Origin of the sequence: Streptomyces polyasparticus (genome assembly GCF_014493765.1) — a bacterium.
GTDB classification, from domain to species: Bacteria; Actinomycetota; Actinomycetes; order Streptomycetales; family Streptomycetaceae; genus Streptomyces; species Streptomyces polyasparticus.
On record NZ_JACTVJ010000004.1, the window covers coordinates 114,585 to 140,925 of the forward strand.

24 protein-coding genes and 1 pseudogene are annotated in these 26,341 nt (G+C 71.8%); 12 read left to right on the forward strand and 13 right to left on the reverse strand.

Annotated features, from left to right (window positions below; all coding sequences use genetic code 11):
* Nucleotides 1-28: 28 nt before the first annotated feature.
* The 3 genes from H9Y04_RS04835 to H9Y04_RS04845 all read right to left on the reverse strand — a co-directional run bounded on the left by H9Y04_RS04835 (nt 29) and on the right by H9Y04_RS04845 (nt 3,096).
* Entirely contained in the window at nt 29-1,498 is a 1,470-nt protein-coding gene (locus H9Y04_RS04835) for an NCS2 family permease (RefSeq protein ID WP_187812405.1), read from the reverse strand.
* A gap of 93 nt (nt 1,499-1,591) precedes the next feature.
* Nucleotides 1,592-2,407, reverse strand: a complete 816-nt coding sequence (locus tag H9Y04_RS04840; protein WP_187812406.1) for an MBL fold metallo-hydrolase — start codon at nt 2,405-2,407, stop codon at nt 1,592-1,594.
* A 74-nt stretch (nt 2,408-2,481) separates the two neighbouring features.
* On the reverse strand, nt 2,482-3,096 hold the full coding sequence (locus H9Y04_RS04845) for a TIGR03086 family metal-binding protein (protein ID WP_236070595.1): 615 nt from the start codon (nt 3,094-3,096) through the stop codon (nt 2,482-2,484).
* Nucleotides 3,097-3,260: 164 nt separating this feature from the next.
* On the opposite strand from H9Y04_RS04845, the gene H9Y04_RS04850 reads away from it, so the two are divergent.
* On the forward strand, nt 3,261-4,466 hold the full coding sequence (locus H9Y04_RS04850) for an MFS transporter (RefSeq protein ID WP_187812408.1): 1,206 nt from the start codon (nt 3,261-3,263) through the stop codon (nt 4,464-4,466).
* Nucleotides 4,467-4,512: 46 nt separating this feature from the next.
* The gene (locus H9Y04_RS04855; RefSeq protein WP_187812409.1) at nt 4,513-7,500 is read left to right on the forward strand and encodes an AfsR/SARP family transcriptional regulator; all 2,988 of its coding nucleotides are present in this window, start codon (nt 4,513-4,515) and stop codon (nt 7,498-7,500) included.
* Between the two features lie 134 nt (nt 7,501-7,634).
* Here H9Y04_RS04855 and H9Y04_RS04860 read toward each other — a convergent pair whose 3' ends face one another.
* The gene (locus H9Y04_RS04860) at nt 7,635-8,786 is read right to left on the reverse strand and encodes a hypothetical protein (protein WP_187812410.1); all 1,152 of its coding nucleotides are present in this window, start codon (nt 8,784-8,786) and stop codon (nt 7,635-7,637) included.
* The gene (locus H9Y04_RS04865; RefSeq protein WP_187812411.1) at nt 8,783-9,745 is read right to left on the reverse strand and encodes a 5-dehydro-4-deoxyglucarate dehydratase; all 963 of its coding nucleotides are present in this window, start codon (nt 9,743-9,745) and stop codon (nt 8,783-8,785) included. Before H9Y04_RS04865 ends, H9Y04_RS04860 begins: the two co-directional genes overlap by 4 nt.
* A gap of 358 nt (nt 9,746-10,103) precedes the next feature.
* Here H9Y04_RS04865 and H9Y04_RS04870 point away from each other — a divergent pair, with 358 nt between their 5' ends.
* Both H9Y04_RS04870 and H9Y04_RS04875 read left to right on the forward strand, forming a co-directional pair.
* Entirely contained in the window at nt 10,104-10,922 is an 819-nt protein-coding gene (locus H9Y04_RS04870) for an NAD-dependent epimerase/dehydratase family protein (protein WP_187812412.1), read from the forward strand.
* An 89-nt stretch (nt 10,923-11,011) separates the two neighbouring features.
* On the forward strand, nt 11,012-11,233 hold the full coding sequence (locus H9Y04_RS04875) for a hypothetical protein (RefSeq protein WP_187812413.1): 222 nt from the start codon (nt 11,012-11,014) through the stop codon (nt 11,231-11,233).
* 18 nt (nt 11,234-11,251) lie between these two features.
* Here the strand turns inward: H9Y04_RS04875 and H9Y04_RS04880 are convergent, their stop codons facing one another.
* Entirely contained in the window at nt 11,252-11,815 is a 564-nt protein-coding gene (locus H9Y04_RS04880; RefSeq protein ID WP_187812414.1) for a hypothetical protein, read from the reverse strand.
* Between the two features lie 142 nt (nt 11,816-11,957).
* Here H9Y04_RS04880 and H9Y04_RS48640 point away from each other — a divergent pair.
* The 3 genes and pseudogenes from H9Y04_RS48640 to H9Y04_RS04895 all read left to right on the forward strand — a co-directional run.
* Nucleotides 11,958-12,107 (forward strand): annotated as a pseudogene (locus H9Y04_RS48640) (NUDIX domain-containing protein); the annotation flags it as partial.
* Nucleotides 12,108-12,220: 113 nt separating this feature from the next.
* Entirely contained in the window at nt 12,221-12,604 is a 384-nt protein-coding gene (locus H9Y04_RS04890; protein WP_187812415.1) for a VOC family protein, read from the forward strand.
* Nucleotides 12,605-12,627: 23 nt separating this feature from the next.
* Nucleotides 12,628-13,236, forward strand: coding sequence for a DJ-1/PfpI family protein (locus tag H9Y04_RS04895; RefSeq protein ID WP_187812416.1), 609 nt, complete (start codon nt 12,628-12,630; stop codon nt 13,234-13,236).
* Nucleotides 13,237-13,252: 16 nt separating this feature from the next.
* On the opposite strand, the gene H9Y04_RS04900 is transcribed toward H9Y04_RS04895, so the two are convergent.
* The 4 genes from H9Y04_RS04900 to H9Y04_RS04915 all read right to left on the reverse strand — a co-directional run bounded on the left by H9Y04_RS04900 (nt 13,253) and on the right by H9Y04_RS04915 (nt 17,210).
* Complete coding sequence (locus H9Y04_RS04900) at nt 13,253-13,627, reverse strand: VOC family protein (protein ID WP_187812417.1); 375 nt, start codon at nt 13,625-13,627, stop codon at nt 13,253-13,255.
* Between the two features lie 120 nt (nt 13,628-13,747).
* Nucleotides 13,748-14,062, reverse strand: coding sequence for a VOC family protein (locus H9Y04_RS04905; protein WP_187812418.1), 315 nt, complete (start codon nt 14,060-14,062; stop codon nt 13,748-13,750).
* A 196-nt stretch (nt 14,063-14,258) separates the two neighbouring features.
* The gene (locus H9Y04_RS04910; protein WP_187813037.1) at nt 14,259-15,491 is read right to left on the reverse strand and encodes a TerD family protein; all 1,233 of its coding nucleotides are present in this window, start codon (nt 15,489-15,491) and stop codon (nt 14,259-14,261) included.
* Nucleotides 15,492-15,620: 129 nt separating this feature from the next.
* Nucleotides 15,621-17,210 (reverse strand): TROVE domain-containing protein, encoded by a 1,590-nt coding sequence (locus H9Y04_RS04915; protein ID WP_187812419.1) that lies wholly within the window; start codon nt 17,208-17,210, stop codon nt 15,621-15,623.
* A gap of 456 nt (nt 17,211-17,666) precedes the next feature.
* Between H9Y04_RS04915 and H9Y04_RS46535 the strand changes: the two genes are divergently transcribed.
* The gene (locus H9Y04_RS46535) at nt 17,667-19,475 is read left to right on the forward strand and encodes a serine/threonine-protein kinase (protein WP_187812420.1); all 1,809 of its coding nucleotides are present in this window, start codon (nt 17,667-17,669) and stop codon (nt 19,473-19,475) included.
* Here the strand turns inward: H9Y04_RS46535 and H9Y04_RS04925 are convergent.
* Complete coding sequence (locus tag H9Y04_RS04925) at nt 19,472-20,233, reverse strand: aminoglycoside adenylyltransferase domain-containing protein (protein ID WP_187812421.1); 762 nt, start codon at nt 20,231-20,233, stop codon at nt 19,472-19,474. The genes H9Y04_RS46535 and H9Y04_RS04925 overlap by 4 nt on opposite strands.
* Before the next feature lie 9 nt (nt 20,234-20,242).
* Entirely contained in the window at nt 20,243-21,688 is a 1,446-nt protein-coding gene (locus tag H9Y04_RS04930; RefSeq protein WP_187812422.1) for an alkaline phosphatase PhoX, read from the reverse strand.
* A 132-nt stretch (nt 21,689-21,820) separates the two neighbouring features.
* On the opposite strand from H9Y04_RS04930, the gene H9Y04_RS04935 reads away from it, so the two are divergent.
* The 4 genes from H9Y04_RS04935 to H9Y04_RS04950 all read left to right on the forward strand — a co-directional run bounded on the left by H9Y04_RS04935 (nt 21,821) and on the right by H9Y04_RS04950 (nt 24,753).
* Entirely contained in the window at nt 21,821-22,609 is a 789-nt protein-coding gene (locus H9Y04_RS04935) for an SDR family NAD(P)-dependent oxidoreductase (RefSeq protein ID WP_187812423.1), read from the forward strand.
* 212 nt (nt 22,610-22,821) lie between these two features.
* Nucleotides 22,822-23,061: a hypothetical protein gene (locus H9Y04_RS04940; protein WP_308800862.1), complete on the forward strand. Its 240-nt coding sequence runs from the start codon at nt 22,822-22,824 to the stop codon at nt 23,059-23,061.
* 48 nt (nt 23,062-23,109) lie between these two features.
* Nucleotides 23,110-24,267, forward strand: coding sequence for a chymotrypsin family serine protease (locus tag H9Y04_RS04945; protein WP_308800863.1), 1,158 nt, complete (start codon nt 23,110-23,112; stop codon nt 24,265-24,267).
* A gap of 30 nt (nt 24,268-24,297) precedes the next feature.
* Complete coding sequence (locus H9Y04_RS04950) at nt 24,298-24,753, forward strand: hypothetical protein (RefSeq protein ID WP_187812424.1); 456 nt, start codon at nt 24,298-24,300, stop codon at nt 24,751-24,753.
* Between the two features lie 104 nt (nt 24,754-24,857).
* On the opposite strand, the gene H9Y04_RS04955 is transcribed toward H9Y04_RS04950, so the two are convergent.
* The gene (locus H9Y04_RS04955; protein WP_187812425.1) at nt 24,858-26,312 is read right to left on the reverse strand and encodes a hypothetical protein; all 1,455 of its coding nucleotides are present in this window, start codon (nt 26,310-26,312) and stop codon (nt 24,858-24,860) included.
* Nucleotides 26,313-26,341 lie beyond the last annotated feature (29 nt).

Genomic DNA, 26,341 nt, shown 5'->3' on the forward strand with positions numbered 1-26,341 from the left:
GTGCAGGGAGCCTGCACCCCGCCACGGCCTACTTCGCGTCGAGCAGCTGCTCGATCGGATCGATGCCGAAGTAGATCAGGAACAGCGCGGCCGCTCCCCACAGCAGCCAGTGCACCTCGCGTGCCTTGCCGAGGACTGTCTTGATCACCACGTACGCGATGAAGCCGGCGCCGATGCCGTTGGTGATCGAGTAGGTGAACGGCATCACGACGATCGTCAGGAAGGCCGGTATCGCCAGGTCCCAGCGCTCCCAGTCGATGTGCCGCACCTGCGACATCAGCAGGAAGCCGACCGCGACCAGAGCGGGCGCCGCGGCCTGCGCGGGCACGATCAGGGCCAGCGGCGCGAAGAAGAGCGCGAGCGCGAACAGTCCGCCGGTGACGAGGTTCGCGAAACCGGTGCGCGCCCCTTCGCCGACACCGGCCGCCGATTCGATGTACGAGGTGTTGGAGGAGGCCGAGGCCGCACCGCCGGCCACCGCCGCAGCGCCGTCGATGAGCAGCACACGGCCGAGGTTGGGGACCTTGCCCTCCTCGTCGAGGAGTCCGGCCTCGCTGGAGATGCCGACGACCGTGCCCATGGTGTCGAAGAAGTCGCTCAGGATGAGCGTGAAGACCAGCAGGACCAGGGTGACCGCGCCGACCTCGGAGAAGGCACCGAACGGGCTGAACGCTCCGATCAGCCCGAAGTCCGGGGTGGCCACGAGCTCGTCCGGGACGCTCGGAGCGGTCAGACCCCAGGCGGTGGGCTCGAGATCGGCGATCTCGTTCACGACGACGGCGATCACCGTGGTCGCCACGATGCTGATCAGGATCGCTCCGCGCACCTTGCGCGCGAGCAGCGCCACGGTGAGCAGCACCCCGATGCAGAAGACGAGGATCGGCCAGCCCGCGAGCCGTCCGGCGGCGCCCAGCTGTACGGGCACGGAGCCGGTGTCGCCGGGGATACGGGTGGCGAAGCCGGCGTCGATGAAGCCGATGAACGCGATGAACAGGCCGATGCCCACGCTGATCGCGTACTTGAGCGCGGGCGGGATGGCGTGCATGACGGCCTCGCGCAGCCCGGTCACGACGAGGACGCAGATCAGGATGCCTTCGACGAACACCAGGCCCATGGCGTCCGGCCAGCTCATCTGGGGCGCGAGCTGGAAGGCGACGACGGCGTTGAGGCCGAGTCCGGCGGCGAGGGCGAGCGGCAGATTGCCGCCGACGCCCATGATGACCGTCATCACCGCGGCCACGAGGGCGGTGGCGGTGACGAGTTCGGGGCCGTCGAGGGTGTTGCCGTACTTGTCCTCGGTGGTGCCGAGGATGATCGGGTTGAGCACGAGGATGTAGGCCATCGTGAAGAACGTGGCGAAGCCGCCGCGTATCTCACGGCCGAAGCTCGAACCGCGGGCGGTGATACGGAAGAAGCGGTCGACCGGGTTGGCGGGCGGCGGTGGTGGTGCGCCGTCGGTCTTGTCGGCTGGTTCGGCTGGGTCGGCTGTCTGAACCACGGGGGTACTCCTGAGGGGTCCGGCTGCGGGTGTTGGCTGGATTGTTCCCCTGTGGCGGCCGGTTCAGGTTTTCACCGTGTTACGGATTGCTGATCAACTCGCGCCGTGCGCCCCGTTCTTGGTGATCTCGTACGTGACGCCCTCGCGGGCGCGGAGGGTGCGTCCGCCGAAGGCCGCGTGCGCCCGTGCGGTGGCCGCGTCGGGGGTGAGGGTGGGGCCGACATGGGTGACGAGCAGGGTGTGCGCCCCGGCTTCGCGCGCCAGGGCGGCCGCGTCCTCCGGGGTAAGGTGCACGGGCGGGCCCTCGTGCCGGTCGACGTACGCCTCGGCCAGCAGCACATCGGCGCCCCGGGCCAGCCGGCTCAGTTCCGCGCAGGGCCCGCTGTCTCCCGTATACGCGAGGACCGCGCCGTCGTATGCGATCCGCGCACCGTAGGCCTCGATGCCGCCGTGCTCGACGGCATACGAGGTGAACTCGGGCCCGCCGTGCTCGACGGCGCCCGAGGTGGGCGCGGGCCCGCCGAGGTCCACCGGACGCCCGTCCTCGATCGGGCGGAAGGCGAAGACCTCGGCGAGCGGGCCGGGATCCGGCCGCCCGTAGAAGCAGGCGAGGCGGCGGGGTGCGTCGGCGGGCGCGTACACGGGGATCGGCCGCTCGATCCCGAGACCGCCGTCCGAGATGCCCGCTTCGGCGGCGATCAGGTCGGTCCAGTGGTCGGAGTGCAGATGGCTGATCCAGATCGCCGTCAACTCACCTGGCCGCACGTGCCGTTGGAGCTCGGCGAACGTGCCGGGCCCGGCGTCCATCCACACCTTCGCGTCCCCGGCCTCGACGAGGTAGCCGGAACAGGGACGGCCGGGCTGCGGATGCGGGGCGGCGGTACCCAGGGGCGTGAGGGTGAACGTCATGCCGGGGAGGCTAGCCGGGCGGTCGGGGCTGCGCGGAGGCCGGCCGGGTTCGGAGCTGCGCGGAGCGCGGGCGCTCAGCGCCCGGGCGCCGCCCACCCCGGGTCGCGGCCGCTCAGGCCGATGACGCGGTCGAGCAGCGGGGCCGTGCCGGGGACGGGCACGGGCGGCCCGAACAGGCTCTCCGCCACCTCCGGTTCCTCCGTGGCGGAAGCGTCCTCGGACGGGGGCGACGGAGTGAGCAGAGCGCGTGACACCTCCAGGGAGGCCTCGTCCGGCGCGTACGCCTGGCCGGTGGCGCGGGCCAGGTCCCAGCCGTGGACGACCAGTTCGTTCATCGCCACCATGCCCGCGACCTCGGCCGGCAGGTCCACGCCGCCGGCCCGCGTGAAGCCCTCCCAGGCGTCCGGAGCCCGCCAGGCCCCCGCGAGACTCTCCAGGTTCTTGCTCAGCTCATCGCGCCAGCCGGGCCCGATGTCCGGCACCGTCGCCTCGGGCGAGGTGTCCGTCGTGGGCCCGAGGTCCTTGCGCGCCGCGTCGCGGAACGCTTCCGTCAGGCCGACGAGATGCCCGAGCAGATTCCGTACGGGAAGTTCCGGACAGGGCGTGGACAGGCCGAGCTGCTCGTCCGTGACCTGCTCGGCGATCCGGGCGACGAGGCGGGTCTGGGCGGTGAAGTCGATGTGCGGCATGAGGGCTCCTCTGTCCTGCCGGGGCGTGTTGTGGCGGTCCCGCTGCAGGGGTGACCGCGCCCGCGCCGGAAACTCATCGCCGACGCGCCTGAGGATCTCCGCAGCCCGCAAATACGGCATGATCCCGATGCCGGCCGGCAAGCCTTAGAGCGAGCCTGACGCGCATGGCATGGACGACTTGGCAGGTGGTGCGCGACCGCAACGCGGGGCTCTATCTGGGCGGCGTGGTGGTCTCCGGTTTCGGCACCTCCGCGATGTGGCTGGTTTCCGGTGTGTGGGTCAAGTCGCTCACCGGATCCAGCAGTCTGGCGGCGCTGGCGACCTTCGCGCTGTGGCTGCCGGTGCTCGCCGGTCCGCTGCTCGGCACCCTCGCCGACCGCACCCGGCGCAGACCGCTGCTGATCTGGACGAACCTGGGTCTCGCGGCCCTGCTGTGCACCCTGCTCGCGGTGGATGCGGCGGACCGGGTCTGGATTCTGTTCGCGGTGCTCTTCGTGTACGGCGCGGCCGGGGTCGTGCACGACGCGGCGGAGGCCGCACTGGTCGCGTCGGCCGTCGACAAGAAGCTGCTCGGGGATTTCAACGGGCTGCGGATGACCGCCAACGAGGGCATGAAGCTGGTCGCCCCGCTCGCGGGCGCCGGCCTGTTCGCCGCATACGGGGGCGCACGGGTCGCCCTCCTGGACGCCCTCACGTTTGTCGCGGCGGCCGGTCTCTACGCGCTGCTCCGCGTGAAGGAAGAGCCCAAGTCCACACGAGCGTCCGGCAGTTGGTGGACGCGGACGGTCGAGGGCGCGCGCTATCTGCGCCACCACCCCACCTTGCGCACGCTCGCCCTGGCCGGTGGCTTCACGATGTTCCTCGCGGGCATCAACGGAGCGCTGATCTTCGCCGTCGTCGACGAGGGCCTCGGCCGCTCCCCCGCCTTCGCCGGCGTGCTCTACGCGGTGCAGGGCGTGGGCTCGGTCGCGATCGGCCTGCTGTCCGGACCGCTCCTTCGGCGCTACGGGGAGCGGGTGTTCGCGGCCGCCGGACTCGGCCTGTTCGCGGGCTCGGTGGCGCTGCGCGCGCTCCCGTACGACGCGGTGGCCCTGGTGTGCAGCGCCGGCATCGGTGTCGGTCTGCCGTGCGTCCTGATCGCGGTGCTCACGGCGGTGCAGCGGGAGACCCCGGACGAGCTCGTCGGCCGGGTCGCGGCGACCGCCAACACCCTGGTGTTCGCCCCGAACGCGGTGGCGCTCGGGGCCGGCGCCGGCCTGGTCGCGCTGGCCGACCACCGCGTGCTGCTCGCGGCCCTGGGAGTGGCGGGCCTTGCGGCCGTACCCCGAGTCCTGTCGAGTACACGGCACCCCCACCGCGCTGGAACCTAGAATTCCCCGTACGGCGGGACGCGGGGCCGGCCGGTCGGGGGTGGGCGTGGAGTTCCAGGTGCTCGGGGATGTCGAGGCGCGGACGGGCGGCGGTGCGGTCGGGCTCGGGACGGCACGGCAGCGCCGGGTGCTCGCCGCGCTGCTCATGGACGTCGGACGGCCGGTGCCGGTCGAGCAGTTGGTGCACCGGGTGTGGGGCGAGAGCCCGCCGAGACGGGCCACGGACACCCTCTACACGTATGTGTCGCGGCTGCGCGGGCTGCTCCCCGGGACGATCGACCGCGGTCCGGGCGGCTATGTGCTCACCGCTGACCCGGCGACGGTGGACGTGCACCGCTTCCGTGAGCTCCTCGTACGGGCCCGGCGCAGCGAGGACGACGCGCGGGCGGTGGAGTTGTTCCGTCAGGCGCTCGGGCTGTGGCGTGGCGAGCCGTTCGCCGGTGCGGACACCCCGTGGTTCCACACGGCCCGCGAACTGCTCGGCAAGGAGCTGTGGGCCGCGCGCCTCGACTGCACCGATCTGCGCCTTCGCCTCGGTGAGCACACCGCGCTGACCGCCGAACTGGCCGACCACAGCACGGAGCATCCGCTCGACGAGCGGCTCGCCGCCCAGTACATGCTCGCCCTGCACCGCTGCGGCCGGCAGGCCGACGCACTCGCCCACTACCGTCGGGTGCGCGGCCTGCTCGCCGACGAGCTCGGCATCGATCCGGGCCCCGAACTCCGGCGGCTGCACCAGTCGCTCCTCAGCGGCGGCACCGAGCCGGGCCCGCCGGCCGCCGCACCCCCGCCGGACGGGGACTCCTGGCGGGTGCAGTGCCAACTCCCCCTGGACATCAAGGGATTCGCGGGCCGGGTGGACATGATCCGGTACCTCGAGAAGGATCTCACGGCACCCGGGGCCGCCCCGGTCGTCGTGTCGGGTTCGCCGGGCATCGGCAAGAGCGCCCTGGCCGCACACATGGGCCACCGACTGCGGGACGCCTTCCCCGACGGCCAGTGGTACGTGCATCTGTCCGGCAACGGCGGCCGGCCCCGGGATCCGGCCGAGGCGCTGACCGGGCTGCTGCTGGCCTCAGGGCAGGAGCCGAGCACCGTTCCCGAGGGGGTGGAGGGCCTCTCTGCGGCTCTCCGCAGCCGTCTCGCCGACCGCAGAGTGCTGCTCGTCCTGGACGACGCGGCGGACGCCGACCAGGTGCGGCCGCTGCTGCCCGGCACGTCCGGCGTCGCGGTGCTCGTCACCAGCCGGTCCGATCTGCGCGGCCTGTCGGTCAGCCATGCCGCCCGCCCCGTGCCGCTCGACGTCCTCACGCCCGGCGAGGCCCGCGATCTGCTCGCCAACTGCCTCGGTCCGCAGCGTGTGTCGGCCGAACCGGCGGCGGCCGGGCGCCTCGCCGAGCTGTGCGCCCATGTGCCGCTCGCCCTGCGGATCGTCGCCGCCAATCTCGCCGCGCGTCCGGGCCGGCCGCTGGCGGCGTACGCGGCGGAGCTGGCCGGCGGGGAGCGGCTCGCCAAGCTGGCCGTCACCGGGGACCGGCAGGCCGCGGTACGCCAGGCCTTCGACCACTCGTACGCGGGCCTGGATCCGGACGCGGCACGGCTGTTCGCCCTGCTCGGACTGCATCCCGGAGCGGACTTCACGACCGAGGCGGCAGCGGCCCTGCTCGGTTCGCCGGTCGCCGCGGCCGACGAGCTCCTCGACCGGCTCACCACGGCGGGCCTGCTCCAGCACACCGCCCTGGACCGGTTCCGCTTCCACGATCTGCTGCGCCTGTACGCGGCCGAGCGCGCGGCGGCCGACCCCGGGTGCGCGCAGGCCTGGCAGCGGCTCGGCGACTGGTATCTCGCCACCACGGACGCGGCCACCGCGTTCGACTACTCGGGCAGCGTCCAACTCCCGCGCCCGCGTGCGGCATCGGACCGATTCGACGACCGGCACCAGGCGCTCGCCTGGCTGGAGGCCGAGCGGAGCAACCTCACCGCCATGGTGCTGCGCGCCGCCGCGTCCGGTCCCCACGAACTCGCCTGGCAGCTCACCGACCAGCTGCGCCTGTACTTCTACGGCAGGCGGCACACGGCCGACTGGGAGGCCACGACGGCGGCGGCTCTGCACGCCGCCGAAGAGGACGGCGAGGTCCTCGCCCAGGCCCTGGTCTGGCACAGCGTCGGGGTGCTGCGCCAGCACACCGGCGACGCCGAGGGTGCCCGTACGGCCTTGGACAGAGCCCAGGAGGGCTACCGCGCCTCCGGGTTCACGCTGGGAGAAGTCTCCCTGCTCACCAGCCTGGCCATCCACCAAGCACTGCGCGGCGACCTGCGCCCGGCTCTGGAGTGCCAGCAGAAGGGGTACGAGCTGCTGCGCGCTCTCGGCCGTCCGGTACTGCTTGCCCGGGCGCTGAACACCATGGGGCTCATCCACGCGTATCTCGGTGAGTTCGAGCAGGCCGAGCGCTGCACGACGGAGGCGGTCGAGCTGCTGCGGGCGGTCAACCGGCCGACCGGCACGATGGGTCCGCTGATCAACCGGGCCGTCGCCCGGCACGGTCTCGGCCGGTACGCGGAGGCGCTGGCCGATGCCGAGGAAGCGCTGCGGCTGCACGCAAGCCACCCGCACGGCAGCAGTGGACCCGCCGCGAACGAGATCGCCGCGCGGATCCATCGCGACTCCGGCCGGCTCGCCGCGGCCCGCGCGAGCGCCGAGCTGTCCCTGAGGATGGCGATCGACCTGGGCGAGCCCTCGGTACAGGCCGACTCCCTGATGACCCTGGGCTCCATCCGTGCGCGGGACGGCGCCCCCGACGTCGGCCTCGCCTGCCTCCAGGAGGCCCTGGAGCTGACCCACCGTAGCGGGCTGCGCCACCAGGAGGCGGAAGCCCATGCCCAACTCGCCGCGGTGCAGCTGGCGTTGGGCGCCGCCTCCGAGGCGCGGCACCACGCCGAGCAGGCCAGGGACCTGGCCCGGGCCCGGGGGCTGCGCCCGGTGGAGCGGCATGCGCGGGGCACGCTCGCCCGGATCGCGGGCGGGGCCGGGTGACGGGAAGCGGGGAACGAGCGGCGGAACTCGTGTCCGGGTGACGGGCCGAGGAGAACGCCCCTCGGGGCCGTCGACAGGCCGAGGCAGACGACCGGCGGGGCCGGGCCTCCGACCAGGCCCGGCCCCGCGGCCCGTCAGCGCAGAGCCGCCCGCACCAGCTCCAGATCGGTGTCGGAGGCCAACCCCGCGTGGTACAGCCGCAGTTCGGTGGCCCCGAGCTCGGCGGCCCGCGCCGCGTCCGCGCGTAGTCGTGCCGGAGCGCCGCCCATGCCGCTCACCACGGTGAAGTTCGCAGCGAGCACCGCGGCCCCCGCACCCTCGGCCGCGAACGGCGCGATGAGGTCCGCACCGCCCGTGCACGGCACGACCACACCGTCCGCCACGCCCAGGATGTGCGCGGGGTCGACGCCCGCGTTGGCGCCGCAGTGATACGCCACGGGGTCGGCGTGCAGCAGCACTTGGAAGCCCGCGGGGGCCGCCGCGCGGACGGCCGCGACCGTCTCCTCCTGGAGCGCGCGGGACACCGATGACCTGAACTCCCGTGTCGCGGCGAGCAGTTCGGCGTCCAGGAGCTTGTCCAGGGGGACGTCGGGCGCCGTCTCGCCGCGCCATACGGGTTCGAGCGCCGCCCGGACCGAGGCCGCGAGAGCGTCGGGGCCGAGCCCCGCCCCCGTATAGCCCTCGCGGCAGGAGCCGCAGAAGCAGAGCGACATCAGGTACTGGGCGGCGTCGCCGAGCCCGACCCCGCCGGTCTTGTCGTGCGCGTGCAGATGCGCGAGGCCGTACCAGCCGCAGGATTCCAGCTCGGTGCCGCGCGCACCCGGCCGCACCGCCGCCTCGGCGGCCAGGTCGACGAGGTACGCGCGCGTGGCGGGCTGCGCGATGCACGGCGCCCAGGGGTAGCGGTCTCCGTAGGCGTTGACCACCGAAGTGTCCGGATGCTCCGCGCCCATACGGGAGTTGTGCGCGAGCACCACCCAGGTGTGCACCTCCAGACCGGCCTCCCCGAGCGCCGAGGCCGCGGCACCGAAGGCGTCCCCGGGCGCCCAGTCCCCGGCCTCGTACGGCCGCAGGGTCCGCCCCTGCCAGCGCTCCCCCGGCGGGTAGAGCACGGAGGCGTGCTCGGCCGTGACGATGCGGTGGGACGGGTGGCGCGGGGTGAGCGCGCGGGTGGAGTGGTACGCGGAGGCCAAGGTGACCTGCTGGACCCCGAGTTCGGCGATACGGCGGGCCGCTTCCGGGTCGCCGTTGACATCCCAGGGGTAGACGAAGGCGGAGGTCTTCACGCGCCGGCTCCTTCGGCTTCGGCGAGCAGCGCGCGGCCGCGCTCGATCAGGCCGGCCAGCTCCTTGACCTGTTCCTCGGTGGGTTCGTGCAGCGGGGTGCGCACCTCGCCGACCTCGATGCCGCCGAGGCGTACGCCCGCCTTCACCAGGGCGACCGCGAACCCGCGGCCCTGGTTGCGGAGTTCGACGAAGGGCCGGTAGAAGCCGTCGACGAGGCGGTTCGCGGTCGCGTCGTCACCGGAGTTGAGGGCGCGGTGGAAGGCCTGGGCGATGTCGGGCGCGAAGCAGAACACCGCGGAGGAGTACAGCGAGACGCCGATCCCGCGGTACGCGAGGCCGGTGAGCTCGGCGGTCGGCAGGCCGTTGAAGTAGAGGAAGTCCTCGGCGTCGGGGGTGCCCGAGGTGCGGACCGTGCTGACGATCCGCTGCATCAGATCCATGTCGCCGAGACCGTCCTTGAACCCGATGATCTTCGGGTGCGCGGCGAGCTCGACCACGGCCTCGGGCGTGAAGACCGCGTTGTCCCGCTGGTAGACGATCACGTCGAGCGAGGTGGCGTCCGCGAGCGCGCGATAGTGCGCGAGGAGCCCCTGCTGCTCGGCCTTGACGAGATACGGCGGCAGCGCGAGCAGCCCGTCCGCGCCGGCCTCCTCGGCGAGCTTCGCGTACGTGACCGCCAGCGCCGTGCCGTATCCCGCGCCCGCGATCACGGGCACGCGGCCCTCGGCCGCCTCGACCGCCGCGGCCACACACGCCTGGAACTCCTCGGGCGTCACCGCGTGGAACTCACCCGTGCCGCAGACGGCGAACACCGCCGCACCACCCGCCTCGACGCCCGCGCGCACATGCGCGCGGAAGGCATCGAGGTCGAGACCGCCGCCGGGACCGAACGCGGTCACGGGAAAGAACAACGGTCCACTGGGGATGCCGAGTCGAGCGGCGAGCGGGGCTGACGTCACGGGCTCTCTCCCTGGGCACGGCGGACTCCGGTGCACCGATACCGCTTCCCGTGCACGTTTCTGATCCGCGTCTACATTTCTGAACAGGCCCACGCTAAGGCGCCCCAATGGCGCGGGTCAAGCGCCCAGCTCAGCCTCATCATCTGCGAATTCGCCACCCACGGCAGCGCCTTGGCGCCCCTCGCACCCTCTTGACGCAGAGGCCGAGTGATCCTTAGCGTGTCCATGGATGTGAATGGCGTACAGGCATACGTCCATCGGGTACGTGCCGGTGCCTCCACGCCCCCCGCGCGTATACGTTCGTGTCCGACGCCGGCCCAGGCACCGGACCCGACCCAGGCACCCGAGGAGACCACCCATGCCCGCTCCCCGCACCGTTCTGCTCACCGGCGCCGCCGGCGGTCTCGGCACCCTGATGCGCGGACTGCTGCCCGCGTACGGCTATGAGCTCCGGCTGCTCGACATGGTCGCGATCGAGACCGCCGAGGGCGAGCCCGCCGCGATCAAGGCGGACCTCGGTGACAAGGAGGCGCTGCGCGAGGCGGTGCGCGGGGTGGACGCGATCATCCATCTCGCGGGCATCTCCCTGGAGTCGACCTTCGACAAGATCCTCGCGGCCAACTTCGAGGGCACGTACAACCTGTACGAGGCGGCGCGCGAGGAAGGCGTACGGCGGATCGTGTTCGCCTCCTCGAACCACGCCGTCGGCTTCACGCCCCGGCCGCGCGAGGGCGACCCGCTGATCCCGATCGACACCCCGCGCCGACCGGACACGCTCTACGGTCTGTCGAAGTCGTTCGGCGAGGATCTCGCCCAGTTCTACTGGGACAAGCACGGCATCGAGACCGTGTCCGTCCGGATCGGCTCCTGCTTCATGGAGCCCACGTCGGTGCGCATGCTCTCGGTCTGGATGTCGCCCGGCGACGGCGCGCGCCTCTTCGACGCGGCGCTCACGGCGCCCGAGGTCGGCCACACCGTGGTCTATGGCTCCTCCGCCAACACCCGGCTGTGGTGGGACCTTTCGAGCGCCCGGGCGCTCGGGTACAAGCCGCAGGACGACTCGGAGCAGTACGCCGAGAAGCTCATCGCCGAACAGGGCGAACTCTCCGACGACAACCCGGACCACGCGTACCTGGGCGGCCACTTCTGCACGAACCCGCCCATCTGGCCGTACTGACCCGGGGTACGGCCGCGCCTGCCGCCGGGCGTCGCCGCCCCGCCGAAATCCGGTGTACGCCGCCGTGGTGCGCGCTCTAGTCTCCGGGCATGCCGAAACCCCACGGATTCCGTTACGAGCAGCACGGCGACGCGACCGTCACGATCACCCACCGCGGCCGCGCCGCGGGGACGCTGCGCGGTGCGCGGGCGCAGAAGTTCCTGGCCGAAGTGACCTCGGGCGACGAGCAGTTGGTCATGGCCCGCTGGACGGGCGCGTACAAGTTCGGCAACGAACGCACCGCCCGCAACCACCCCCGCAACCGGGGCTGAGCCGCACGAGGGGACGGCTCAGCCCGGGGCGGGGACGTTGGTCTTGGTGATCTCGCCGACCTTGCAGGAGCCGGCCGACGGCGCCTTCTGGCCGGCACCGACGACATAGGAGCCCCTGGTCTCGCCGGGCCAGGTGGCACCGGGCGCGATCTGGGACTGGATCACCAGGCCCTCCGCGCGGAGGGTGCCGTCCGGGTCCACGGATGCCAGGGTGGCCCGGTAGTCGGCGGCCATGACCGTGTTCCGGTTGGTGACCTCGTACTTGAAGGTGATGGTTCCGCTGGAGGCGGTCGCCTTCTCCACCACGCAGCCGACGATCCTGACCTCGCCCTTGGCGGAGGTCACCTTCCCCTTGGGCTTCTTGGTGCTCGGGGCGTCGGGGGTGGGGGCCGCCGTGGTGACGGATTCGGTGGGCAGCGGCGGGATCGTCGTCTCGACCACGTCGACGCCGCCGGAGCCGCCGCTCGATCCCGAGCTGTCGTGATCGTCATCGCACCCGCCGTCACCACCGCGCCGCGCACCGGTCAACACCACGACGACCAGGGCGCACACGGCCACGGCCCGCACATGCCGCAACTTCACACTTCCCCCAAAGAGACATCCCCGCCCCCTCGGGCGCGTCAGGTGCGCGCCAGGGTAGCGGGTCCCGGCCGGTGCCGAACCGGAGCGCCCGGTGCCGGGCTCAAGTGCCCGATGCCCGGCCGGCCGAGCGAAGGAGCAAGTGATGCCCGCCCGCGTACGAGTTGCCGCGTATGTCACCCGGACCCGACCGGCCGGTCCCGAACTGCTGGTCTTCGACCACCGCGACCACCCCGGGGCCGGTACCCAGATCCCGGCGGGCGGGGTGTCTCCGGACGAACCGCTCACGCAGGCCGCCGGGCATCTTGCGGACGGGCAGGGCGAGTTCATTGCGCTGATGGACGCGGGCGAGCGTCCCGCGGCCGAAAGCGTTGGCCAGGGCGGCGGGACTCGGTCAGACTCGGGGGCATGATCTCCGTTGTGCAGAACGTGGCCATCGACTGTGCCGACGCCTACGCCCTGGCCCGGTTCTGGAGCGAGGTGACCGGGCAGCCGGTGGATGCGGAGGCCGCGCCCGGTGACCACGAGGTGCAGGTGACGCTGCCTCAGGGGCCGGCGCTGTACTTCAACCAGGTGCCGGAGCCGAAGACGGTCAAGAACCGCATCCACCTGTGCCTGCGCCCGAGTTCCTCGCGCGAGCCCGAGATCGACCGGCTTCTGCAGCTCGGCGCCACGTGGGTCGGCGACCACCGCGAGCCCGACGGCTCGGGCTGGGCGGTCCTCGCCGACCCCGAGGGCAACGAATTCTGCGTCCTGCGCAGCGAGTCCGACCGCGCCGCCATGTCCGACTGACCACCCGTACCCGGGAGCCTTGCATGCAGGTAGCCGTAGTCACCTTCGACGGGTTCAACGAGCTCGACAGCTTCATCGCGTCCGCGCTGATCAACCGCTGCCGCAAGGACGGTCTGGAGGCCTTCATCACGACGCCGGCACCGCAGGTGACGTCGATGAACGGGGTCGAGGTGACCGGGCAGCGCCCCCTGGAGTTCATGGCCGAGGCCGATGTCGTCCTGATCGGCAGCGGTATGAAGACCCGCGACGTGATCGCCGACGACCGGCTCGTGTCCCGCCTCGCGCTCGACCCCGGGCGCCAGTTGATCGGCTCCCAGTGCTCCGGCGCCCTGGTGCTCGCGCGCCTCGGACTCCTGGACACGATGCCGGCCTGCGCGGACCGGACCAGCCGCCCCTACGTCGAGTCGTACGGAGTCACCGTCCTGGACGCCCCGTTCCACGCCGAGGGCAACATCGCCACGGCCGGCGGCTGTCTGGCCTCGCAGTACCTCGCCACCTGGGTGATCACGCGCACGCTCGGCGAGGAGGCCGCACGGGCCGTCCTCGATTACGTGGCCCCGGTCGGCGAGAACGAGGAGACGGTCCGCCGCGCGCTGCGCACGGTCCGCACGGACACGGCGGCCCTGCGCTGACCTTCCGCGCGCATGCTCAGTGCCGCGTCACGCAGAACGGATGCCCCGCCGGATCGAGGAACACCCGTGCCCGGTCCTCGTCGTGGGGCTGGTACTCCGCCTTGGCCGCGCCGAGGCCGAGGAGCTGGGTCTCGACCTCGGTGAGGTCGTCCGTCACGTTGAAGCAGATGTGCAACTGCTGCGGCACGTCCGAGCCGGGCCAGGTCGGCCGGCGGTAGTCGTCGACCCGCTGGAATCCGACGAGCAGTCCGTCCTCGCGGTTCAGGCCGGCGAACTCCGCGTTCGACTTCGGATGGGGTTCGAGGCCGGTGACCTGCTCGTAGAACGCCGCCAGGGCCAGCGGGTCCGGGCAGTCGAGTGTGATGGCGCCCAGACGCATCCGCAGGGACATGCCCCTCCTCGTTCCGGTGAGTTGATCTCTCCGCCGCCCACCTTGGAGAGCACTGGCGCTCGCGCAGACACGCACCCCAGTGCCCAACCTACGTCGGCGTCGCCGAGCCGCCGGACCGCATCACGCAGGCGGCGTGGCCTCGCCCTGCCAGAAGCTCCACTGGTAGCCCCAGGGATCGGTGACCGTGAAGGTGCGCGGTCCGTAGGGCTGGTCCTTCACCGGGGTCACCTCGGTGTTGGTGGCCTTGCGGACATGCTCATAACAGGCGTCGACATCCTCGACGTGCACGATCAGGAGGGCGTTCATCCCGTCCTTGCTCGTGCCGCCGCCGCTGACCGAGATCGTCACCGGGCCGGCCTTGATGTCGGCCTCGGTCGTCCGCCCGGATTCGTCCCGCCAGCGGATCGTGCCGGTGAAGCCGAGTACGCGTTCCATCCAGTCGAGCGCCGAGTACGCGTTCCATCCAGTCGAGCGCCGCGTCCGCGTCGTCGTAACGGAGGTAAGGAGAGATGCCTTTGATCGCCATGCGACGGTCCTCCTCTTGAAGCCTCTTCTTGAGGCAGGACCTCAGTCTAGGAAACGACGGACGCCCGCCCGCCGGCTTCGGCAGGACGGGCGTCGCGGTGTCGGATTACAGCGCCTGGGCCGCCGGCTTGACCATCCCGCGTACCGTGCGGGACTTCACGAAGTCGCCCATGCCTGTCATCTCCCACTCGCCGGAGAACTGACGGATCAGCTTCGCCATCATCACGCCCGTCTGCGCCTCCGCGCCGGTCAGGTCGAAGCGGACCAGCTCCTCGTTCGTCGCCGCGTCCACCAGGCGGCAGTAGGCCTTGGCTACCTCCGTGAACTTCTGGCCCGAGAACGAGTTCACCGTGAAGACCAGGCCCGAGACCTCCTGCGGAAGACGGCCGAGGTCGACCACGATGACCTCGTCGTCGCCGCCGCCCTCACCGGTGAGGTTGTCGCCGGAGTGCTTGATCGCGCCATTGAGGATCGCGAGCTTGCCGAAGTAGCAGCTGTCGATGTGATTGCGGTTCGGCCCGTACGCGATGACCGAGGCGTCGAGGTCGATGTCCTTGCCGCGGAACGCGGGCTCCCAGCCGAGGCCCATCTTGACCTGGGACAGGAGCGGACGGCCGCCCTTGACCAGGGACACGGTCTGGTTCTTCTGGAGGCTGACGCGGCCCTTGTCCAGGTTGATCTTCCCGGTGCCCGGAGCCGCCGGAGCCGGAGCGGCCGGCGGCGCGGCGGGGGCCGCGGGCGCGGGCGTCTGGGCCCAGGCGCGCGGGTCCGGCGCCGCGGGGGCGGCGGGCGGTGCGGCCGGGGCGACCGGCGCGGGCGCGGCCGGAGCGGCGGCGGGCGCCGGCTGGTCGTCCACCGAGACACCGAAGTCCGTGGCGATGCCGGCCAGACCGTTCGCATACCCCTGGCCGACCGCGCGGGCCTTCCACGCCCCGTTGCGCAGGTAGATCTCGACGACCACGAGGGCCGTCTCCGAGCCGAGCTGCGGCGGCGTGAACGTGGCGATCACGCTGCCGTCGTCCGCATTGCGGATCGTCGCCGTGGGCTCGATGCCCTGGAAGGTCTGGCCCGCCGCGTCCGGGCTCGCGGTCACCACGATCTTCTCGATGCCCGGCGGGACCGCCGTGGTGTCCACCGTGACCTTGTCGGGCGCCGTGCCGCCGCCCGACTGGTAGGTGACACCGGGGCCCGAGGGCTGGTTGAAGAAGATGAAGTCGTCGTCGGAGCGCACCTTGCCGTCGGCGGTGAGCAGCAGGCCCGATACGTCCAGCCGCACGGGCGCGGCGACGTCCACCGACACGCGGGCGGTGGGCAGCGGGATGTTCGAGCCGGGGGTCATAGCTGTCATGCCTGGGGTAACGAGCGAGATCTCTTTGCCGTTCCCTTACCCGTGACGAGTTTTCCCTGTCTGCCGCCGGTTTCCGCCGTACGGCAGACAGGGAGCCCACCCGTGCCCGGAGGCCGGTCCTTACGCGACCGTCTCCCACGGCCAGACCGCGTCCCGACCCCGCTCCAGGAGGGGCACCATACGGAACGCCGCGTCCGACAGACCTCCGAACGTGTGGCGGTTGCGCGTACCCGACGGACCGTGGCCCGCCCGGTACCCGGCGAGGTTCCAGGTGTAGACCGGCACGTCGGCCGGCACCTGCGCGGTCGGGTCGCCGTGGGCGCTGTAGGTGTACTGCTCGTCGGTGACGATCAGGACCCGGTCGTGCCCGCGGTAGAACCGCCGTACCGCCTCGCTCGTGTTCGTGCCGCCCAGGTTCCCGAAGCGCCCGAGGACCTTGAGCACCGACTCGCCCCGGCGGAACTTCACCGCGGCGCTGGTCGAGCCGAACTCCACCAGATCGGCCTTGGCGACGCGCATCGCGACCGCCGCGCCGAACACGGCGGCGCCGTCGGCCCGGGTGAGCAGGGAACGGTCCGACATCTTGGAGAAGAACATCGAACCGGACCGGTCCACCAGGATCAGCGTGCGGCCGGGCAGCTCCGGCACGTTGGACAGCGAGTGCCCGAGCGCCTGCTCAAGGGGGTACGCCCAGCGCAGCGACGGGGCGTGCTGGTACGCGGCCAGGTACCGGAACGGGAACTGCCGCGAACGGCGCACCTGCTCCGGGTCCGCGATCTTGGCCGCGACCGCCGAGGCGACCTCGTCCGAGACCCCGGCCTCGTCGAAGTTCCGCAGATTCCGTACGAGCGCCATCGCGCCCATCGACGGGATCACGGCCTCCCACGCGGCCCGGTCCATCGGCCCCTGCAGCCAGCCGGCCAGGGCCTCCCAGGTCATGCCCGCCGCGGCGAGCCGCGCGGGACCGTCGGGCGCGGTGACCACGGCGCGCCGCTCGTCGACGGGCAGGCCCATCAGCTCACGGTGCGCGACGAGCACACCGCTGGACGCGGGCGGCTGCGCGGTCTCCGGGTTGTGCCGGCGGTCGAGCGCGTACTGGAAGAGGTCGCCCTGCCACGGCTTGTCCGGGTCCGGCGCGGCGTGCACGAGGTTGAGGATGTCGCCGAAGCGGTAGCCCTTGCCCGCCGTGTCGTACTTCAGGAGCGACTTGGCGCCGTACAGGCGGCGCACCGCGTCCGCGACGCCCCGCTTCACGGGCTTGGGCAGGGCGCGTCCGTACACCGAGGTCCAGTAGCCGAGCAGTTCGCCGGGCTCGTCGGGGCGCTGCAGCACGGAGGCGACGACCGAGCGGTTCGACGGTCCCTGCGTGGCGCCCGCGTCGAGCCGCGCCTTCACGTACTCGGCGGCGCCGACCAGCGAGGCGGTCCGCATGTTGCCCTCGCCGCGCAGCCAGCCGAGCAGGCCCGCGGTCCAGGCCGGGTCCTCGACGGCCAGCTTGCGCACGAGGTGCGCGAAGCGGTCGTCGCGGTCCGCGCCCTTCTCGTAGAAGGTCTGCTGCGAGACGAGATTCGCGACCGCGAGCAGAAAAAGCTCGGAGCGCTCCTCACGCTCGAAACCACGGCCGCCCTCGTACGTACGCAGGGTGCGACCGGTGGACGTGATCCGCGAAGTGCCGCCCGCCCGGGCGGACTTGGTGTTGAAACGCGCCATGAGAATTCCCCCGAATTCATGGATGTACGAAGCCGCGAAAGCTGTACGGAAAGTCCGGAGGCTTTTCGGCAAGGGGGCGCCCGAGGTCGGAAGTCGACGGCGGTGACAAGTCAGATGCTCTAACCGATTGAGCTACACCGGCCCGGAGCCGATGACGGGACTCGAACCCGCAACCCTCTGATCCAGAGAAGTAACCGCTGCCTGCGCACCGGGCACTCCCCTTGCTGAAAGGCCTCCCGAGATCAGGACGGCCGTGCGGCGTGATTTCTGCAGAAGAAGGAGCCGCGGGCCTTCGCACCGGGAGGTGCATCAAGTGAGTCCAGGCTAGGGAGAGAACCCGGCACGGCGCCAAGGGTTTTCACGGCGCCCAAGGTTTTGGCGGTACGCCCCGCGAGGCACCCGCGCCCCCTGGGTACCATCACCCCGAGCCGTACGGGGGAAGGTGGCGGGCAGGTCATGCAGGTGCTCAGGGAGCAGGATCCACGGCAGATCGGTCCTTACCGGCTGCTCGGCCGGCTCGGCAGCGGCGGCATGGGCGAGGTGTTCCTCGCCCGGTCCCCCGGCGGCCGCACCGTCGCGGTCAAGGTGGTGCGCGAGGAGCTCGCCGCCAAGGACTCCTTCCGGCAGCGCTTCCGGCGCGAGGTGGAGGCGGCCCGCAAGGTGGGCGGCGACTGGACGGCCCGTGTGCTCGACGCGGACACCGAGGCCGAATCGCCCTGGATCGCCACGGCGTTCGTGCCGGGGCCCGGTCTCGACGCCATCGTCGAGCAGGAGTACGGTCCGCTGCCCGAGCACACGGTCCTGGTGATGGCGGGGCGGCTCGCCCAGGCGCTCACCGCGATCCATGCGGCGGGGCTCGTGCACCGCGACCTCAAGCCGTCCAACGTCCTGCTCACCCTCGACGGCCCTCTGGTCATCGACTTCGGTATCGCCCGCCATCTCGCGCTCGACAACGAACTCACCCGTACCGGGTACGCGTTGGGCTCCCCCGGCTTCATGTCCCCCGAGCAGGTGCGGGGCGAGCCGGTGGGCGCGAAGAGCGATGTGTTCGGGCTCGGCGCGCTGCTCGCGTACGCGGCCACGGGCCGGCGTCCCTTCGGCAAGTCCGAGATCGGACCGCACGCGCAGATGTTCCGGATCGTGTCCGAGGAGCCGGATCTGGCGGGCGTCGAGGGCGAGTTGCTCGACCTGATCGGCGCGTGCCTGCGCAAGGAGCCGCAGGAGCGGCCCTCGCTGGCGTCGATCGTGCAGCGCACGGCGGCGGCCGCCGGGGCCGGGGGCGAGTGGCTGCCGGCGGAGCTCGTCGGTCATCTGGGGCGTGCGGCGGTACGGCTGCTCGATGCGGATGCGGACGCGCCGCAGGAGCCCGCCCGGGCGTCGGCGTCCGGGACGCGCCACACCCCCGTACGGGATGACTCGGACCTGCCGGGGAACGAGACCCCGGCCGGCCGGGGCGGCGTCGGTCCCCGGTCCGCGGCCGGAAGCCCGGCCGACCACGGCACGGTGGCGCTGCACCACGGGACGGCGACCCCGCGCCCCGAACCGGCCGCCGGCGCACTCGCGCCGGACCCCACGCCGCCCTCCACCGCGATCGCACCGAAACGCCGGCGCCGGCTCGCGCTTCCGCTGGTACTCGCGGGCGTCTTCGTGGCCGCGGGTGCCGGAGCGTACGTCCTGCTGCCGAACCTCCTGGACGGCAAGGGGGGCGAGGAGAGCTTCGACGACGGCCGCAGCAACTCGGCCGGCACCGACCCCGGCGGCCAGGGCGCGCAGGCGAAGGGGGGCGCTCCGTCCGCGTCGTCCTCGCCGTCGGCGAGCCCCTCCGGCAAGAAGACCGAAGAGAAGCCGAGCGACAAGGCCTCCCCCAAGCCCTCCGCCTCCGAAAACCAGGACCCCACCGGCGAACCGGACACGGGCGAGCCGGGCAACGGCTTCCCGGCGAGCTATCCGGGCGACTGGGAGAACCGCGAGGCGGGGAACGTGTGGACGTTCGCCATCCCCGATGACCCGGTCGGCAAACAGGTGACCTGGCGGATGGAGATCGGCGAGGACGGCACCTGGTGCGCCTGGACCGCACCGGTCGAACAGGCCACGCCCTACCGCCTGTTGCTGGGCAAGTCGCAGCTGACCGACAGCGGGATCAGCGAAACCGCCGGGCCGTGCACGGTCGGCGACCGGCCGTACTTCGACGTGGTCGACGTGGATCAGCTGACGTTCTACGGATCGGGCCTCAGGGACGGCATGTACGTCGAGCGGCCGGCCTAGCCCAGTGCCCTGAGGGTTTGCATCCGCGCGAGCATCGCGTCGAAGCAGGGCCGCACCCCGCGCCAGAGCTCGTCGCTCCACGTCTCTTCGGCGTACGTGCTGTTCAGGTACAGCTCCCGCGCGTGGGCCAGCGGGGGCCGCTGCTCGGCCGGAAGGCGTTCGAGTGCCCAGGCCGCCGCCTGGTCCTTCGGCAGGATCTCGCCCGTGGCGACGGTCACCCAGGTGCGTGCCATCGTCAGGAGCACATTGCGTTCGTCGTCGTCGAGGTCGGCCGCCAGCGCCTGGATGCCCGCCACGCTCGCCGCCACCACGTCTTCGTGCGGCACCGGGTCGATCACTGTGGCGAGGGGCGGCCCGATCAACGTGCGGTCCCCTGCGAGCGCCATCGTGAGGAGCAGCGCGAGATCCACCATCGGTGAGGGCTGCGGCATCTCGCCGCTCTCGTACGACCACGGCAGCCACTCCCCGTACAGGAAGTCGCAGACCGGCGGGTACCGCCACGGCCGCACCTCGGATTGGACGACCACGGCCAACTCGATGGGCCGCAACGGCGCGTCCAGGCCTGACAGCACGCGCAGCCCGTCAAGGAGTGCCCGGCGCCGAGCAGGATCCAACGAGCGCCGGGACACCACCAAGATGTCCACGTCACTCGCCGGCCTGAGCCCGCCGAGGACGGCGGAGCCGTGGAGGTAGCCGCCGATGAGCTCGGGTCCAAGGACGTCGGCGACCAGCTCCACGGCCGGTGTGAGGTGGTCCATGCCCCCAGACTACGGGCGCGAGTTGCGCTTCCAGGGACCGGTGATGGCCACGAGGATCCCCGGGTCCTGGATGTTGGCGTACAGCGTCCTGCCGTCGGGCGAGAAGACCACGCCGGCGAACTCGCTGAACTCGGGCTCTTCTTCGGTGCCGACGTTCAGGTCGTTGCGCGCGATCGGGTATGTACGGCCGCTGTCCGTGGCGCCGAACAGGTGCGAGACGCCCTCGCCGTCCTCGGCGAGGATCAGGCCGCCGTACGGGGAGACGGTGATGTTGTCGGGGCCGTCGAAGGCGCCGTCCACGGAGGGGTCGGGGTTGACGCCGAGCAGCACCTTCAGCGTCAGGGTGCGGCGGCGCGGGTGGTAGAACCAGACCTGGCCGTCGTGCGGCTGTCCGGGGCTCTCGGCGCGGGCGTACGAGGAGACGATGTACGCGCCGCCGTCGGCCCACCACATGCCTTCGAGCTTACGGGCGCGGGTGATCTCGCCGTCCTTGAACTGCTTGCGGATCGCGGTCTGCTGCGCGTCGCGCTCGGGCACGTCCACCCAGTCCACGCCGTACACCGTGCCGATCTTCGTGGCCCGCGAGAGGTCGTCGACGAACTTGCCGCCGGAGTCGAAGCACTTGGGCGCCTGCAGCGTGCCCGCGTCGTCGGCGAGCTTCCCGAACCGGCCGCGGCCGTGCTTGAACCCGTGCGGCGGCACCCAGCGGAAGAAGAGCCCGTTGGGCTTGCTGTCGTCCTCGGTGAGATAGGCGTACCCGGTCTTCGGGTCGACGACGACGGCCTCGTGGTCGAAGCGCCCGAAGAACTTCAGCGGCTTGGGGCCGCGGTTGGCCCTGCGGTCGTACGGGTCCACCTCGAAGACATAGCCGTGGTCCTTCGTCATGCCGTTCTCGCCGGCCTTGTCGGAGTTCTCCTCGCAGGTCAGCCAGGTCCCCCAACTGGTGCGTCCGCCGGCGCAGTTGGTGGAGGTGCCGGCGATGCCCACCCATTCGGCGACCTCACCGCCGCGGCGCACCTCGACGACGGTGCAGCCGCCTGCCGCGGCCGGGTCGTAGACGAGTCCTTCGGCGAGCGGCACGGGGTGGTCGTAGTCGGCGCGCGGGCCGTCCATCTCGTGGTTGTTCACGAGCAGCGTGGTGCCGCGCGGGCCCTCGAAGGTGGCGGTGCCGTCGTGGTTCGAGGGCGTGAACTCGCCGCTGTCCAGCTTCGTCTTCCCGCTGTACGTGATGATCTTGTACGTGAATCCGGCGGGCAGCGCGAGTATCCCCTCGGGATCGGGGACGAGCGGGCCGTAGCCGGGGCCGTCCGGGCGGCCGCCGTGACCGGCGCCGGTCACCTCCTGGGAGGCGAGCGCGCCGTCGGTGGTGGCGAGTACCCCTGCGGTACCGGCGAGCGCGACGCCCGCACCGGTGAGGGCGGAGCGGCGGGCGAAGTCTCTGCGCGTGAGCGGCATCGTCTCTCCTGAAGCGACGGTCCAGGGACCTGGATGGTGCGGGCCGGAACGTGAGGGGTGGTCCGGGGCCGAGAGTTCCGCCCGCGTATAAACGGGGGTTGAACACCGTCCGACTTCTGGAGTCCCGCTTCCGTGAATCCCTCCGCGTCTGTGACCCCCTCCGCACCCGCCGGCCGCCGCGTCCTCGTCTCCGGGGCCTCGCGCGGGCTCGGCCGCGCCGTCGCGCGTGCCTTCGCCGCGCAGGGCGACCGCGTGGCGGTGCACTTCCACTCGCGGCGCGAGGAGGCCGAGGAGACCCTCAAGGGCCTCGACGGCACGGGGCATGTCCTCGTCGGCGGCGACGTGTCGGATCCGGCGGGCGCGCAGGAGGTCGCGGAGGCGGCCTTCGCCGGTCTCGGCGGGATCGACGTGCTCGTCAACAATGCCGCCGTCAACCTCCGCCATCCGCTTCCGGAAACGCCGTACGAGGAATGGACCGCGCTGTGGCAGCGGCACCTCGCGGTCAATGTGCTCGCCACGGCGAATCTCAGCCATCTTGCCGCGCGCCGGATAATCGAGCAGGGCGGGGGCGGGCGGATCGTCAACATCGGTTCGCGGGGCGCCTTCCGCGGCGAGCCGGACCATCCCGCGTACGGCGCGACGAAGGCCGCGGTGCACGCGCTCGGGCAGTCCCTTGCCGTGTCGCTGGCCCCGTACGGGATCGGTGTCGCCTCCGTGGCCCCGGGATTCTTCGACACGGAGCGGGTGGCGCACCGGCTCGAAGGAGCGGAGGGCGCGGCGATCCGTGCGCAGAGCCCGTTCGGCCGGGTGGCCTCCGCGGACGAGATCGCCGAGGCCGTACGGTGGCTCGCCTCGCCCGCCGCGGAGTGGGCGTCGGGGACGGTGCTCGACCTCAACGGGGCTTCGCATCTGCGTACTTGAGACGGGAGCAAGGCCGTACAGGGAGGCGGTGCGTCCGTTTTGCGGGTGCGTTTGTGGGGTGCCGCAAGCGCTCCCAATCTTCGTAAACAAGGTCGGCAGGGACCTTTCGGAGCGAGTCCCAAGATTTCACGCGGTGGCCCTTGACCGCCGTATGCGGCGGCAATAGACAGACAGCTACCTGCAGGAGCGCTGTACGCGGAGAGGCGAGCCCGGTGGACGCACACGAGGCACGCAGGCTCCATGAGGGCCGGCTGATGCAGCTGGCCAATGTGACCGGGGTGGGGATCGGGCGGGATGAGCTCTCGGGCGAGGACGTGATCGTCGTCTTCGTGACCAGGGCGGTACCGCGTGAACTGCTCCCGGCCGACGACGTGGTTCCCGACGAGCTCGAAGGCGTGCCGGTACGCGTGCTCGCGATCGGCCCTGTCGACGCCCAGGACCAGGAGTCCTGAGCCGCCGGGAAACCCTTGCGCATCGCTAGGGGAAGTGGGTGGTCAGGCGTGACGAGCCGGCCAGAACTGATGCGAGGACCTACGGGTGGGCAGCTGAGCGACAGCTCCCGCCAGCAGGCGATGAGTGACTTCCTGCGGCGCGAGGCGCCGCTGGCCAATGTGGTCGGGTTCGGCCACGGGGTGAAATGGGCTGACGGTCGGCCCACCGGCGAGCAGGCCGTGCTCGTCTTCGTGACCCAGAAAGTGCCCGAGTCCATGCTGCCCGAGCGGGATGTCGTCCCGCGCCAGATGGACGACGGCACCCCGACCGACGTGATCGCGGTCGGTCATGTGGCGGCGCAGCGCACCACGGGACGTGGGCGGTCCGTACCGTCCGCGCGCGGTGACGAACAGCAGACTCCGGAAGCCGCGGGGCAGCTCGCGCAGCTCTCGCAGCCGCTGCTCGAAGAGCTCGGCGGGCTCGGCGCGTTCGAGCCGCAGCTGCTCAAGCGCCGTATGCGGCCCTGCCCTTCGGGTTTCTCGGTGGGCAACGTACGGGTGACCGCGGGCACGCTCGGCAGTGTGGTCTACGACTTCCTGCCCGGTGCGACGGTGGATCCGCCGGGTGCGGGACTCGGCGTGCCGTCGAAGTTCTACATCCTGTCCAACAACCATGTGCTCGCCGACTCCAACCGGGCGCAGCTGGGCTCCGCGATCCTGCAGCCCGGCACGTTCGACGGCGGGCAGGACCCGCAGGACCGCATAGCGACGCTGGAACGGTTCATCACGATCCAGTTCGCCCCGCAGATCCCGCTGGAGCGGCACAACAACGTCGTGGACGCCGCGCTGGCCGCGGTGGACTTCCAGGACGCCACCCGGGAGACGTACTTCAGCGGTGCGCCGCGCGCCTGGCGGCGCAAGGCCAACGTGGCGGTCGGCGACCTGGTCAAGAAGACCGGCCGGACGACCAACATCTCCTTCGGCCGGATCATCGCGGTCGACGCGACCATCGACGTCAACTACGGCACGGCGGGGACGGCCCGGTTCAAGGACCAGATCCTCACCACGAACATCTCCGCCGGCGGCGACTCGGGTTCGCTGGTCACCTCGCAGGACAACGTGGCGGTCGGGCTCCTCTTCGCCGGATCGTCCGTGGTCACCGTGTGCAACCACATCGAGAACGTCCGCGCGCTGCTGCGCGTCGAGATCGCCGAACAGCTGGCCTGAGGCCGGTCGTTGCCGGAAGGAGGCAGGACGATGACCACGCAGGCACGCAAGCAGAAGGGTTCGGGTTCGCAGCGGGCGGAGCACCGTTTCTTCAACCCGCAGGGCGCCGAGGTCAAGACGCGTGACGAGGCCTTTGCCTCACAGCAGCAGGACGTGGGCGCGGAAGCGGTCTCCACGGACTGCAAGCTCACCCTCCACAACGGGCAGATCACGTTCGCCCTGGAGGTCAAGTACAACCCCAACACGTACCCGCACGTGGTGACGGGCGGCCAGATCAAGTCCGGTATCTGCGGGGCGCCTTGGGACATCACCGGCGGCTTCGTCGGTGAGAATCTGCGCATCGACGCGAAGCGCTCGGGCCAGGGTTCGTGCGCGTCGACGATCACGATCGTCGGCGAGTACCAGAACCCGCCGGCGTTCCGCGGCACGTACGGCTTCGACGGCGCGACATCCTCGTTCAAGCACACGACGCGCTACGAGTGCTGAACCCTGCTCCCCGCGGGGTGGTGGGCGGTCCCGTGCCACGGGGCCGCCCACCGAACTCAGCCCGGACGCACCCGCACCCGGCGCCGAGACCGAAACCGGGCGAACTACACCCGCGACCGCGCCTTGAACGCGGCCTTGCGGGCCTCCTTCGCCACCTTCTTGTCGGGGTGCAGACGCCCCATCGCTTCCAGGACGTCCGCCGTGGCGGGGTGGTCCACCCGCCACGCCGTGTCGAAGAACCCGGCGTGCTGCGAGGCCAACCCCTCGACCAGACCCTGGAGTTCCTCCGAGTTGCCCTCCGCCGCCAGCTGCGCGGCCAGCGTGTCGATGGTCAGCCAGAAGATCATCGCCGGATCGGGCGCCGGCACATCGCCGAAGCCGTGCTCCGTGAGCCAGACCCGCGCGAGACCGCCCAGCTCCGCGTCGTCGAGCACCTCCCGCAGCGCCGGCTCCGCGGACGCCCCCGTCAGCGAGAGCGCCTGCTGGCAGCGCAGCCGCCGCAGCGGACCGTCCTCGTCCGCGCCTCGCGCCGCCGCCAGCAACTCCCGCGCCGCCACGACCGGTTCACGCCCGGCGAGCCACAGCTCCGTCTCGGCCTGGGCCGCGACCTGCGGGAAGTACGCCGTCTCGTCGAGCAGCACGTCCGCACCCTTGTCCGCCAGGTCGCCGACGGCCGGCGCGTCCACGCCCGCCTCCAGCATCCGGGCCCGGATGCCGTACAGACCGAGCGGCGTGAGGCGGACCATCCCGTACCGGCTGATGTCCTCCTCGTCGAGACCCTCGGGGGCGGCCGCGACCTCGTCACCGGCCTCGACCATCAACTCCTCGTCCACCGGCCGGAATTCGACCAGGCCGATGGGCTCCAGGAGCCGGAACTGGTCGTCGAGGCGCATCATCGCGTCCGAGACCTGCTCCAGGATGTCGTCGGTGGGCTCCCCCATGTCGTCCGGCACGATCATGGACGCGGCGAGCGCCGGCAGCGGCACGGGCTCGTCGCCGGGACCGTCCTCGCTGACCGTGAGCAGATACAGGTTGCCGAGCACCCCGTCGAGGAACTCCGCCTCGGCCTCGGGGTCGAAGCCAAGGGCGTCGAGGTCGATCTCGCCGCCCTCGCTGAGCGCGTCCACCAGGTCGTCCAGGTCCGGCACGCTCGCGTCCGCGAGCACTGTGTCCAGGGCGTTCTGCCAGATCCCGAGGATGTCGGCCGGCCCGCCCGAGGTGATCAGGCCGAGGTCCTCGCCGGCCTGCGCCGTGCCGTCGTGCTCCTCGTCGCCGTCCGTCACATCGACCAGACCGGTGTCGACCGCGACGCGCCAGGCCTCGCTGGCGTACGCGGGCCCGTCCTCGTCGTCGGCCGCGTACCCGAGCAGTTCGGCCGCCGCGGGCAGCTGCTCGTCGACCAGTTCGCCGCCCGCGCCGACCCGGGTCTCGGGCCCGGCCCAGCGGGCGAGCCGTACCGCGCGGGCGAGCAGCGGTGCGGCAAGGGCGGCCGCGGCGAGCTCCGCCTCGGGGGCGAGGCGCGCCGGCGGCAGGGAGGTGCGGTCGGGCGTCGGGCTCATGTGCTGGCTCTCCTCGTACGGGTCCCCGT